The organism is Streptomyces sp. NPDC008079 (assembly GCF_042957385.1).
Taxonomy (GTDB): Bacteria; Actinomycetota; Actinomycetes; order Streptomycetales; family Streptomycetaceae; genus Actinacidiphila.
This window is the reverse complement of sequence record NZ_JBIBIC010000006.1, coordinates 378,423-391,056: the sequence shown is the minus strand read 5'-3', so window position 1 is coordinate 391,056 and position 12,634 is coordinate 378,423. Positions and strand designations below refer to the sequence as shown.

Genomic DNA, 12,634 nt, shown 5'->3' with positions numbered 1-12,634 from the left:
CCCTGTTTTTGACCGCGTCACCCTATTGCGGGGCGCCCCGGACACTGTTTTTTTGTTGCCCAATTCCGCGGGGGGGGCCCCCCCCGGGGGGGGGGCCCCCACCGCTCAGTGGCAGGTCGAAGTGCGTCGCTACCAGCGGTACCAACGGCCACGGCTGCCACCGGAATTCGTCGAGCGGACAACGAATCCCAGCAGCCAGACCACCAGGACGACGATCGCCACCCACCACAGAATCTTGAGGGCGAACCCGGCGCCGAAGAGAATCAACGCGAGCAGAAGAACGAGCAGAAGCGGTCCCATAGTTTGTACCTCCCACTCGCGCGCTTGCCCCACGCCCACACTGACATGCGCGGATAATGTCACGGAACGGTATCCATCAGTTGGTGACAAGTGTCCTGGAGATGAGCGGGACAGGCGGTCGGGCGCCACATTCACCGTGCCTCGACGACAGGCGCACTCGATTCCGAGTGCGCGCCAGACCCGTATCACCCCGTACCGCTCCGCAATTCCTTGTCCTCACGATGACGACCGGACGCTGCGGACTGTGGCGCGGACACCGCCGCGGGGATCCGGGCTGTTTCCGACCTCTGGTGGGAACGGTGGTGTCTCGCGCTGCGTCAGCGCGGTGACGGGACGGGGCGGGGCCGTCGAGGCGCGTCGACCGGAGTGACACACCGCCGACCGGCGTGTGCGGCCCGTGCGGCCCGTGCGGCCCGTGCGGCGTATTGACGCATACACGACCAATGGCTAGCTTCAGGGAGCGCTCTCTCGCCTCGTCGCGCCGGTCAACTCAACTCCGCTTCCCGCACGGCGAATTGGACCATGGACAACGATGTCAGGCTCTGTCGAGGACTACGGAAGGCATGCCCATGCGCCCACGCCGCGTCGGATCACCTCTCTCGCCCCGCAGGAGCCGGGCGCTCGTGCTGAGTTCATGCCTGGCGCTGCTGTCGGTCACCGCCGTCGACAGCGCGGTGGCGCGGCAGGCCGCCCCGCCGGCGCGGGCCGCGGCGTCGAGTTCCGTCATCACCGACGGGAACGCCCGCTTCGAGGTGCTCAGTCCGACCCTGGTGCGGCTGGAGTACGCGGGCGACGCCGCCTTCCAGGACGGGACGACGTTCAACGCCGTCAACCGGTCCTTCCCCGTATCCGACGTCACCACGGACGTCACCGCGGACGGGTACCGCGAGATCACGACGTCCGGGCTGGCGTTGCGCTACAAGCGGGGCAGCGGCCCTTTCACGGCGGCCAACCTCACGGTGACGATGGCGGGCACGGGGGTGACCGCGACACCGGCGTTTCCTTCCTACTGCCCGGTCAACTCCGCCTGCGAGGCTGAGAATTCGCTGCTCAGCGGCTACGGCGTCGCCGCCTACGACCACACCGGGCACACCGGCTCCGGCTTCGTCGCCGGATACGAGCACACGGGCAGCGGCCTCACCCAGGACGTCTCCGCGGTGCCGTCGACCGGCGACTACCGGCTGTGGGTGCGCTACTCCAACGCGGCGGGCGGCACGGGCACCCTGTCCACCCGGGTCGGCTCGACCGCGGGCCCGGCGCTCAGCCTGCCCGCCACCTCGTCGTGGAACGCCTGGTCGACCGCGTCCGCCACGGTGCACCTGACCGCCGGCACCAACACCCTGAGCATCGTGCAGAACGCGGGTGACACCGGCAGGGTCAACATCGACAGCCTGGCGGTCACCCCGGTCGGCACCACGGCGTACCCGGCCGCGTCGACGGCGCTCACCACGACCGGCTACGGCGCGGGGCCGACGAACACCCTCGGCGGCTGGTCCCGGACGCTGGACAATCCGGCGGCCGTGCCGGTGCCCGAGCACCCGGGGATCCTCGATCGCGACGGCTGGTACCTGCTGGACGACACCCGGACGGCTCTGCTGTCGGGCGCGCACGCGGTGACCGACCGGCCCTCGCACGGCGCCCAGCCGTACCAGGACGGCTACTTCTTCGGTTACGGCCAGAACTACAAGCAGGGCCTCGCCGACCTCAACTCCCTGACCGGCGGCGCCAATCTGCTACCGGAGTCGGCCTACGGCGTGTGGTACTCGCGGTACTACGGCTACTCGACGGCCGACTACGAGAATTCGCTGCTGCCCACCTTCCGCAGCACGAACACGCCGATCGACTGGCTGGTGGTGGACACCGACTGGAAGTCGCCGACGCAGTGGAACGGCTGGAACTGGAACAGTTCGCTCTTCCCCGATCCGCGGGCATTCCTCGACTGGACCAAGCAGCAGGGTCTCGCGGTGTCGATGAACATCCACCCGACCATCGACAGCGGCGACCCCAAATTCGCCGCGGCCAACTCCCGCGCGGGCGGCCTCCTGCCCGACGGCGGCAGTACGTACGCCTTCGACTGGTCCAACCCGGCGCATCTGGCCGCCTATCTCGATCTGCACCAGCCCTTCGAGCAACAGGGCGTGCGGGAGTGGTGGCTGGACTACTGCACCAACTGCGGTGCCTCGACCGCGTCAGATCCGCATGTGGGGCCGGACAATCTGATCAACCAGGCCTATGCGGACGACGCGGCGGCCAAGGGGCTGCGCGGCTTCTCCTTCGCACGGATCGGCGGCTCGGAGGAGGGCGGCGACAACAGCAACTACCCGGTCGGGCCCTGGTCCGAGCGGCGCAACTCGATGCAGTTCACCGGCGACACGCCCGCGACGTGGGACATGCTCGCCTTCGAGGCGAAGTTCACCGCCGCCGAGGCCGCCGCGGGAATCTCCAATGTCAGCCATGACATCGGCAGCTTCCACGGCGGTCATCTCGCCGACGATCTGTACGCCCGCTGGGTGCAATTCGGCACCTTCCAGCCGGTGGACCGGCTGCACTCCGACCACGGCGACCGGCTGCCGTGGAACTACACCGGCGCTGCCGCGGCGAGCGCCGAGTCCTTCCTGCGGCTGCGGGAGGCGCTCGTCCCGTACACGTACACGCTCGCACAGCAGGCGAACGCGACCGGTGTGCCCATCGTCCGGCCGCTGTATCTCGACTACCCGTCCCAGGACGCCGCCTACAGCGCCACCGGCGAGTACCTGTACGGCGACGACGTCCTGGTCGCGCCGATCACCTCGCCCAACGACTCCAGCGGCAACGGCTCCGCGTCGGTGTGGGTGCCGCCGGGGAGCTGGACGGACTACTTCACCGGCCGTACCTACACCGGGCCCGCCACCGTCACCATCACCGGTCCGCTGTCCCGGATGCCGGTGCTGATCAAGGCCGGCGGCATCCTCCCCACCCGCACCGACTACGTCGACAACCAGGGGCAGCGGCCGTTGACGCAGGTGACGGTGAATGTCGCCGCGGGTGCCGACGGGGCCTTCTCGGTCTACTCCGACGCCGGCGAGGGTACGGGCTATCGCAGCGGCCAGGCGACCGAGGCGCCCCTGTCGTGGAGTGAGACGGCTCGGACACTGACGATCGGCGCGCAGACCGGTTCCTTCAGCGGCGCGCCGACCTCCCGGGCCTACACCCTGCGGCTGTCCAACTCGCAGGCGCCGACCGCCGTTTCGGTCGACGGGGCGCAGGTCCCGGAGACCGCGTGGTCGTGGAACGTCAACCGCAGGACGGTGACGGTGACGACGGGCGCGCTCCCGCTCGGCTCCTCGCACACCGTGACGCTGTCCGGCAGCGCGTCCGCGAACCCGGCGTCCGGCGAGGTGATCGGCGCGGGCGGCCTGTGCCTCGACGTGCGCGGCGGGGTGGCCGACGACGGGACGGCCGTGCAGCTGTGGGGCTGCAACCACAGCGCGGCCCAGCAGGTCGCGTACCAGGCCGACAGTACCGTCCGGCTCCTCGGCAAGTGCCTGACGGCCACGGGCGGCGGGACGGCGAACCGTACGCCGGTGAGCGTCGCGGGCTGCTCGGGTGCCGCCTCGCAGACCTGGACGCACCGCTCCGACGGCAGCCTGCTCAATCCGGCCTCGGGACGCTGCCTCGACGTGCCGGACGGCAACACCACACCCGGCGCCGTACAGCTCCAGCTGTACGACTGCGCCGGTGTGACCGCGCAGTCGTGGAAGCTGCCGCCGGGTGCGGTCTCCGGCCCCGCTGCCCTGTGCGTGGACGTGACCAACGCCGATCCGGCCTCCGCCACGCCCGTGCAGTTGTCCGGCTGCAACGGCTCCGACGCGCAGCGCTGGTCCGCGCCCGGCGACCGCACGCTGCGGACCTTCGGCAAGTGCCTCGACGCGGTGGGCGGCAACACCGGCAACGGCACACGGACCCAACTGTGGGACTGCAACGGCACGGGCGCCCAGGTGTGGGAGAGCCGGGCCGACGGCACCTTGTTCAATCCGCAGTCGGGCCGCTGCCTCGACGACAAGGACAACGGCCAGCAGGCCGGGGATCCCGTGCAGTTGTGGGACTGCAACGGGACGGCGGCACAGCGCTTCCGCCTCGGCTGACCGGCACGTCCCGTCCGCTGTGACCCACCCCGTCGCGGACACGGTCAGACCGGCTGCCCGACCGTGTCCGCGACGGACCTCCGCGACGCTCTCGTCAGCAGCCGAGCGGCGCGGAACCGACGGCCACGTCGTCGAACCACAAGGTGTCGTCGCCCGTGGCGTAGCTCTCCCAGCCGAGTCGCAGGGCGGTCGGCCTGGGCGGCGTGGTGCGCGAGAGCCACTGCTGGTCGATGTCCTGGGTCGGCACGCCGTCGGCGTGCAATCCGGGTATCTGCGTGTCATTGAGCCAGGTGTCGAGCTTCGGCGCCGTGGTGTCGACCGCGAAGCGCAGACACTGCCAGGTGAGGGTCGGCAGCGGACTGCTCAGCGAGACCCCGGCCGGACTCTGCGCCGGGAGGGTGGCGTCGTCACTCTCCCGGTTCCACTGCAGGGCGCCGTTCTGGCCGCCGATCCGCAGCGCCCGGCCGCCCTGCGAGGAGTCCGGCATGGAGACGAAGGCGACGTGCGAGGTCGGGAGCGCCGTGGTGTGCCGCACCCACATACGGATGTAGACCACCGGGCCGACCGACGACAGATCAGCGGTGGAGGCGACGAAGGCGTGGTTGCAGTAGCCCGCCTTCCCGTCCACCCGCAGGGACTTCGAGCCGCTGTGCGCGACTGTCGTGTCGATGGCGGCCGTTCCCGTGCCTTGGCAGTCGGGCGCGGTGAAACGCCAGTCCCCGGCGGGACCGGCACCGCTCTGGTCCTCAAAGCCCGTGCATATCGTCGCGGAGTCGCATCCCGCGGGGGGCGAAGTGGGCGGCGGCGTGGTCGGGGGCGTCGTAGGCGGGGTGGTCGGGGGCGTGGTCGGCGGGGGCGTGGTCGGCGGGGGCGTGGTCGGCGGGGGCGTGGTCGGCGGGGTGGTGCTGGCGCCTCCACAGGGCAGGTCGTTGAGGGCGAAGTCAGCGGTTTGCGCGCCCGCGGACCCAGCCGTTCCCTGCACGCCGAAGTCGACCGTGCCTCCTGCTGCCACGACGCCGTTGTAGGACGCGTTGACGGCGGTGACGGAGTGCCCGTCCTGGGTGACGGTCGCGTTCCAGGCCGAAGTGATCCTCTGATCACCGGCATACGTCCACGTCAGCCGCCAACCGCTCAGCGCCGCGCCGAGGTTGGTGACGTGCACCTGCGCGGTGTAGCCACCGGGCCATTCGTTGAGCGTGTACTCGGCCCGGCATCCGGACGCCGACGCGCCGAATCCACTGGTGGGCACCGAGATCAGGAGCGAGACGGCCAGCGCTATGGCGGCGGCGACCGCCGTCCACAACCTGGGTGGTAACCGGAGAGTGCGAGCGGGCATAGGTGCCTCTTTCGGGGTGCTTGCGTGGGGGGAGCACAACATATGGGAGCGCTCCCATCCATCACAGCGCCCTGGCTGCACACTGTCAACGGATGCGGCCCGACCCAAGCGCGGCGCGACTCGGGCCGGTCTCGTCCGCAGGTGTTTACGAATTCTTGATCCACTGTTAGCTTCACAAATGGGAGCGCTCCCACTCGCAGACCCGTTCCCTCCCCCCACGCTGTCCCGGTGGCCCGGCCGCGGTGCGCCGCGGCCCCGGGAAAGCTCCCGGAAAGGTCATGATCTTGAAGCGAAAAAGAAGCTGGCAACTGTCGTTATTCGGTGTCTTCGCTCTTTTGCTCTCGGCGTTCGGCGCGGTCCTGCTCAGCCAGGGCTCCGCGCAGGCGCACGGCGTGGCGATGATGCCGGGCTCGCGCACCTACCTCTGCTACGAGGACGCCCTGACCCCCACCGGCGCCCTTACGCCGACCAACCCGGCCTGCGCCGCGGCGGTCGCCCAGAGCGGAACGACGTCGCTGTACAACTGGTTCGCGGTGCTCGACTCCAACGCGGGCGGTCGCGGCGAGGGTTACGTCCCGGACGGAACGCTGTGCAGCGCCGGCAACAAGTCGCCGTACGACTTCTCGGCCTACAACGCGGCCCGCGCCGACTGGCCGAGGACGCACCTGACGTCGGGCTCCACGATCCAGTTGCAGTACAGCAACTGGGCCGCGCACCCGGGCACCTTCCGTGTCTATGTGACCAAGCAGGGCTGGTCCCCGACCACTCCCCTGGCCTGGGCCGACCTGGAGTCGATCGGAAGCACCACCAACCCGCCCGCGGTGGGGTCGCCGGGAACCGACGGCGGCCACTACTACTGGGACCTGACGCTGCCCTCGAACCGTACGGGTGACGCGATGGTCTTCATCCAGTGGGTCCGCTCGGACAGCAATGAGAACTTCTTCTCCTGCTCCGACATCGCGTTCGACGGCGGTCACGGCGAGGTCAGTGGCATCCACAACGGCGGTTCGACCACGAGCGGCACGACCACTGGCACCACAAGCGGCACCACAAGCGGCACGACTACTGGCACCACGACCGGCACGACGACCGGCACGACCACTGGCACCACAAGCGGCACCACGACCGGCGGCAGCACAGGCGGGACCGACCCCGGCTCCTGCATGGCGATGTACGCGGTCTCCAACTCCTGGAGCGGTGGGTTCCAGGGGCAGGTCACCGTGATGAACCACGGCGCCTCGCCGTCGAGTCACTGGAAGGTGAACTGGACGCTCGGCACCGGCACGCAGATCACCAGTCTGTGGAACGGAGTCCAGTCGGTCAGCGGAGGCAGCATCAGCGTCACCAACGCCGCCTACAACGGCACGATCCCACCGGACGGCGCTTCCACGACGTTCGGATTCACGGCCAACTCGACCGGCAACAACACGCCCATCGGCTCGATCACTTGCACGTTCTCCTAGCGCGCTGAAGCGCCCGACAGCGCCCCGTACGGCCTCCTGCCGTGCGGGGCGACGGGCGCAGGGCGGCCGTCCCCGAACGGCGACCGGTTCACGTACTTCATATTCGCGTGCGAACGCATCGTGCGCCTACGGACGAGCGTCCCTCTCTTCGGCGTCCCCGTTCGTGTCTTCCTCCAAGGCCACGGTCAGCTCGGTGTCGGTGTCGCGCCAGAAGGTCTCCGCGTCGCGCAGGATGTCCTTCACGATCCGCCACTCGCGCGGCTTGGCCGCCGCGTACTCCTGCCAGCCCTCGATCCGCAGCCGCCGCCCGTCGGAGCCGACCGGCCACCACGACAGGTCGGTCAGGCAGTCCGCGAGCGCGTCCCAGTTGCGGCCGAACCAGTCCGGCAGGTGCAGCCGCTCGGTGCAGCGGTCCATGAACGACTGACGGTCGACGACCCCGGTCAGATCCAGTACGAGGGTGTCGCCCGGCGGTGTGGTGGCCGTCATCGCAGCACCGCCTCGAAGCTCTGGTAGTGGTCGGAGGTGTAGAAGATCTCGCCGTTGCGGCCGGTCACGATCCGCCGCGCGCCGCGGTCCGGGGCGTCCGGGGTCGGCACCGTGTACTCGTGGTAGTAGCCGCGCGTCCGGGCGGGCAGTTCCTTCTCGTAGTTGCCGAAGACGATGCCGTCCCTGCTGTACGGGTACGGTCCGCCGCGGTCGATCAGCGCCAGCGTGGTGCGGGCCTCGGGGGGCAGGTCGGCGGGGTGCACGACGTGGTGGCCGTCGGCCCAGGCGGGGGTGGACGAGGCGTGGGCGGCCCGCCCGGAGCTGTGGGCGGCCGGGACGACGGTGGGGGTCGCGCAGCCGCCGAGGAGGACCCCGAACAGAGCGAGCAGGCAGGTGGCGAGCACGGGGGCGACCGCGCGTGGAACGGACCGCAGCAGCATGCCGCCGATGCTGCCACACTTGATCACTTCCAGCGCGGAACGGCACTCCGCACGGGTCAAGCCGGGGGCATCGCGGGTGGCCGTGGGTCGGTGCCGGTTGGCGGTGCCGGTTGCCGTCGGGTCGGGGTCGGTTGCCCGCGCCGGCTGACCGTGGGTCGGTGCCGGGCCGGGGCGCCTCCTCGGAATGCGTCACACCTGGTCACACGGAATTCGGCGCCCGGCTGTCAACGCATTCCTGCGGAGTCACCCCGGCCCGTCCCCTCCGGTCGTTCGGCGGGCTGGTGGCCGTCCTCGTACCGCGGCGAAGCCTGAGGGGTCAGGGGCCGTCGGGGTCGGCGCGGTCGAGGGCGGGGCGGGGGGCGGGGGCGGTGGAGTGCAGGAGGTGGTCGGCGGCGGCGGTGTCGGTGACCAGGCTGGTGACGAGGCCGGAGCGGAGCACCGCGTCGATGGCGGCGGCTTTGCGGCGACCGCCCGCGATGGCGAGCACTTCGGGGATCCGGCGGAGCCGGTCGGCGTCGATGGTGATGCAGCGCTCGCCGAGGTCGCGGCCGACCCTGCGGCCCTGGGCGTCGAAGAGGTGGGAGGACATCTCGGCGGCGACGCCGAGGCCCGCGTAGTGCTCGCGCTCCTCGTCGGTGAGGGCGTCGTGGACGGTGGAGATGCCCGCTTCCCAGGAGCCGACGGAGACCACGGCGACGGTGACCTTGTCGAAGTAGCCCATGGCGGCGGCGATGCCGCTCTGGGCGCGCAGGGCGCTGGCGGTGGCGGGGTCGGCGAGCACCATCGGCGCGTAGAGCGGGTGCGCCTCGCCGCCGGAGACGGCGGCGGCGGTGCGTACCGCCTCGACGGAGCCGCGCTCGGTGGTGCCGACGTCGTAGACGCCGGTGAGCTGGACGACGGTGCAGGGCGCGAGCCGGTCCAGCGCGTTGGCCATGGTGATGATGGAGCGGCCCCAGGCCAGGCCGAGCACGTCGCCGTCGTCCACCAGCTCGCCGAGCAGGTCGGCGGCGACGGCGCCCAGATTCTCCGGGTCGGGCGCGTCCGCCTGGTCGGGCGGGGTCTCGACGACGACGGCGTGCCGCAGGCCGTAGTGGGCGCGCAGGGCGTCGGAGCGCTCGGCGTCCAGCTCGGCGGGGACGCGGATCTCGATTCTCACCAGGTCGCGTTCGAGGGCGGTCTCCAGGACCCTGGCCACCTTGAAGCGGCTGACCCCGAACTCCTCGGCGATCTGGATTTTGGACTTGCCCTCCAGGTAGAAGCGACGTGCCATCGCCGCCGCCTGGACCATCTCGCCGGGGCCCATGCGCACCTGTGTGCGGCCTGTGCTCACGTCGGTTCTCCCCAGTCGCCTATCTGATCCGCGTTGCCCCATGTGATCCGCTCCGCGCTCATCCTCGCAGATCGTGCCGTGTTACGGGCGCGTAGCGAAGACGCTTCCGCCCGTGGTAACCCCCGGTAGGCGCCCCCGTCACCGGGGCACTTCCGCGGCCTTCGCGGCGGCCTGCTCGCGCAGCGCGCGGACCGCGGCGGCGGGGTCGTCCGTGCCGTACACCGCGGAGCCCGCGACGAAGACGTCGGCGCCCGCCTCGGCGCACCGCTCGATGGTCTCGGCCGAGACGCCGCCGTCGACCTGGAGCCACATGTCGAGGCCGTAGCGGTCGATCAGCGCCCTGGTGCGGCGGATCTTCGGCAGCATGATGTCGAGGAACGCCTGGCCGCCGAAGCCCGGCTCGACCGTCATGATCAGCAGCATGTCGAGTTCCGGCAGCAGGTCCTCGTAGGGCTCGACCGGGGTGGCGGGCTTGAGCGCCATCGACGCCCGCGCGCCCTTCGCCCGGATCTCCCTGGCGAGCCGGACCGGGGCCGCCGCCGCCTCCACGTGGAAGGTCACCGAGCCCGCGCCGGCCTCCACGTACGCGGGCGCCCAGCGGTCCGGGTCCTCGATCATCAGGTGGCAGTCGAGCGGCGTCTCCGTCGCCCTGCTCAGGGACTCCACGACCGGCACCCCCAGCGTGAGGTTCGGCACGAAGTGGCTGTCCATCACGTCGACATGGAGCCAGTCGGCGCCCTCGACCGCCTTCGCCTCCTCGGCGAGCCGCGCGAAGTCGGCGGAAAGAATGCTGGGGTTGATCTGCACGCTCATGGGTCCAGCAAACCAGATCCGGAGGACGTGTGTTCCCACCCACCGGTCCCGCCAACCCTCGGACACGGCACGAACGCCAGTGCCATGCTGGTGCCGATCACTCTCCGGCACGGTCCGGCGCTCCCAGGGCGTCGCGTCGGACGGCGGGGGGACGACACCACGAGCGGGCCCGGGGGGCACTCATGGCGGGCGGAGCGGGACGGATAGCGCACGTCGTCTGCGGGCGGCGGAGCAAGTGGGTCGTGCTCGGCCTGTGGATCGTCGTGCTGGTGGTGGTCTCGCCGCTGGCCCAGAAACTCACCGACGCGCAGAAGAACGACTCGGCGAGCTGGCTGCCGAGCAAGGCGGAGTCCACCCGAGTGCTGGAGCTCCAGAAGCAGTTCGTGCCGGAGAGCGCGCCCGCGGTCGTCGTGTACTCCCGGCCCGGCGGCCTGACCGACGCGGATGTGGCGAAGGTCGGCGCGGACGCCGCCTCGGTCAAGTCGCTGACCGCGCACGGCATCGTCGGCAGCCGTACGGTCGGACCGCAGCTCGACCGGCGGACCGCGCCGCGCGCCGCGCTGCTCATCGTGCCGATCACCATCGACCCGAGCGGCTGGAGCACCATCGCGGACGCGGTCGAGCAGCTCAGGTCCACCGTCGGGCAGGGCGACGACGGGCTCAGGACGCACATCACGGGCCCCGGCGGCTTCTCCGCGGACTCCGCCGACGCCTTCGCCGGGATCGAGGGCACCCTGCTGTACGCGGCCCTCGCCGTCGTCGTCGTGATCCTGCTGATCACCTACCGCAGCCTGAGCCTGCTCTTCGTGCCGGTGCTGTCCGTGATCGGCGCGCTGTTCACGTCGGAGGCGGTGATCTACCTCCTCGCCGAGCACGCCGGTCTGGTGGTCAACGCCCAGAGCGCGGGCATCCTCACCGTCCTGGTGTTCGGCGCGGGGACGGACTACGCGCTGCTGCTCGTCGCCCGCTACCGCGAAGAGCTGCGCGATCACGAGGACCGGCACGAGGCGATGGCGCTCGCCCTGCACCGGGCGGGCCCCGCGATCATCGCGAGCGCGGCCACGGTGGCGCTGAGCATGCTGTGCCTGCTGGCCGCCGACATGAACTCGACCTCCGGGCTCGGCCCCGTCGCCGCGATCGGTGTCGCGGTGGCCCTGCTGGCGATGCTCACGCTCTTCCCCGCCCTGCTGGTGATCTTCGGCCGCTGGGTGTTCTGGCCCGCGATCCCGCACGTGGGCAGCGCGGAGCCGACCGAGGCCGGTGTGTGGTCGCGGATCGGCACGGCGGTCGGCCACCGGCCGCGGTCGGTGTGGATCACGACGGTGGTCGTGCTCGGCGCGCTCGGCCTGGGACTCTTCTCGCTGAAGGCGACCGGCCTGTCCAGCGCGGACAGCTTCACCGACACCCCGGACTCCGTGGTCGGCCAGAAGGTGCAGTCCCGCTACTTCCCGGCCGGTGGCGGCCAGCCGCTGGTGGTGATCGCGCGGGCGGGCGCCGCCGACGAGGTGCGTACGGCGCTGGCCTCGGTGAAGGGCGTCGTGCCCGGCTCGGTCGGCACCCCGCCGGGCGTGGCCGCGCGGAGGGACGGCCGGGTCTACCTGGAGGCCACTCTCGCCGACCGCGCGGACAGCGGGGCCGCCCAGCGGACCGTACGGCTGGCCCGCGACACCCTGCACCGCGTCCCCGGCGCGGACGCCCTGGTCGGCGGCGGGACGGCGGTGCAGAAGGACACGAATCAGGCGGCGAGCCGCGACAACAAGCTGCTGATCCCGCTGATCCTGCTGGTCGTCCTGCTGATCCTGGCGCTGCTGCTGCGGGCCCTGGTGGCGCCGCTGGTGCTGATGGCCACGGTGGTGCTGTCCTTCGGCGCCGCCCTCGGCGTCAGCTCGCTGGTCTTCCGGCACGTGTTCGGATACGCGGGCGAGGACACGGCGTTCCCGCTGTTCGTCTTCGTGTTCCTGGTGGCGCTGGGCATCGACTACAACATCTTCCTCATGACCCGCATCCGGGAGGAGACCGTCCGGCGCGGCACCCGCGACGGCGTCCGTACCGGTCTCGCCGCCACCGGCGGGGTGATCACCTCGGCCGGACTCGTCCTCGCGGGCACCTTCGCGGTGCTCGGCACGCTCCCGGTCGTCGGCTTCGCCGAGATCGGCTTCGCGGTCGCCTTCGGCGTCCTGCTCGACACCTTCGTCGTCCGCTCGGTGCTCGTCTCCGCGATCACCCTCGACCTGGGCCACCGGGTGTGGTGGCCGAGCAGGCTCGACTCGCCCCGTGCCGCCCCGGCGCAGGCGCGCGAGGAGGACCGGGAGCAGCCAGCGGACAGCCGTTAGGGCCTG

General features: G+C 71.1%; 9 protein-coding genes. 3 read left to right on the top strand and 6 right to left on the bottom strand.

Annotation, left to right across the window (positions count from 1 at the left end; translation table 11 throughout):
* Positions 1-129 precede the first annotated feature (129 nt).
* Positions 130-300 carry a hydrophobic protein gene (locus ACFZAM_RS16820; RefSeq protein WP_355348845.1) on the bottom strand — a complete coding sequence of 57 codons (171 nt, stop codon included), beginning with the start codon at positions 298-300 and terminating at the stop codon, positions 130-132.
* A gap of 623 nt (positions 301-923) precedes the next feature.
* Here ACFZAM_RS16820 and ACFZAM_RS16815 point away from each other — a divergent pair.
* Positions 924-4,424 carry a ricin-type beta-trefoil lectin domain protein gene (locus ACFZAM_RS16815; protein ID WP_391046689.1) on the top strand — a complete coding sequence of 1,167 codons (3,501 nt, stop codon included), beginning with the start codon at positions 924-926 and terminating at the stop codon, positions 4,422-4,424.
* A gap of 94 nt (positions 4,425-4,518) precedes the next feature.
* On the opposite strand, the gene ACFZAM_RS16810 is transcribed toward ACFZAM_RS16815, so the two are convergent.
* Positions 4,519-5,760 (bottom strand): cellulose binding domain-containing protein, encoded by a 1,242-nt coding sequence (locus tag ACFZAM_RS16810; RefSeq protein WP_391046686.1) that lies wholly within the window; start codon positions 5,758-5,760, stop codon positions 4,519-4,521.
* 278 nt (positions 5,761-6,038) lie between these two features.
* On the opposite strand from ACFZAM_RS16810, the gene ACFZAM_RS16805 reads away from it, so the two are divergent.
* Entirely contained in the window at positions 6,039-7,223 is a 1,185-nt protein-coding gene (locus ACFZAM_RS16805) for a lytic polysaccharide monooxygenase (protein ID WP_391046684.1), read from the top strand.
* A gap of 126 nt (positions 7,224-7,349) precedes the next feature.
* On the opposite strand, the gene ACFZAM_RS16800 is transcribed toward ACFZAM_RS16805, so the two are convergent.
* The 4 genes from ACFZAM_RS16800 to rpe form a co-directional block, all read right to left on the bottom strand.
* Positions 7,350-7,712: a barstar family protein gene (locus tag ACFZAM_RS16800; protein WP_355348833.1), complete on the bottom strand. Its 363-nt coding sequence runs from the start codon at positions 7,710-7,712 to the stop codon at positions 7,350-7,352.
* The gene (locus ACFZAM_RS16795) at positions 7,709-8,152 is read right to left on the bottom strand and encodes a ribonuclease domain-containing protein (RefSeq protein ID WP_355348830.1); all 444 of its coding nucleotides are present in this window, start codon (positions 8,150-8,152) and stop codon (positions 7,709-7,711) included. The genes ACFZAM_RS16800 and ACFZAM_RS16795 overlap by 4 nt, the downstream gene beginning before the upstream one ends.
* A gap of 316 nt (positions 8,153-8,468) precedes the next feature.
* On the bottom strand, positions 8,469-9,482 hold the full coding sequence (locus ACFZAM_RS16790; RefSeq protein WP_355348827.1) for a sugar-binding domain-containing protein: 1,014 nt from the start codon (positions 9,480-9,482) through the stop codon (positions 8,469-8,471).
* Between the two features lie 138 nt (positions 9,483-9,620).
* Positions 9,621-10,295, bottom strand: coding sequence for a ribulose-phosphate 3-epimerase (gene rpe / locus ACFZAM_RS16785; RefSeq protein WP_355348824.1), 675 nt, complete (start codon positions 10,293-10,295; stop codon positions 9,621-9,623).
* A 182-nt stretch (positions 10,296-10,477) separates the two neighbouring features.
* On the opposite strand from rpe, the gene ACFZAM_RS16780 reads away from it, so the two are divergent.
* On the top strand, positions 10,478-12,628 hold the full coding sequence (locus ACFZAM_RS16780) for an MMPL family transporter (protein ID WP_391046679.1): 2,151 nt from the start codon (positions 10,478-10,480) through the stop codon (positions 12,626-12,628).
* The last annotated feature ends 6 nt before the right edge of the window (positions 12,629-12,634 follow it).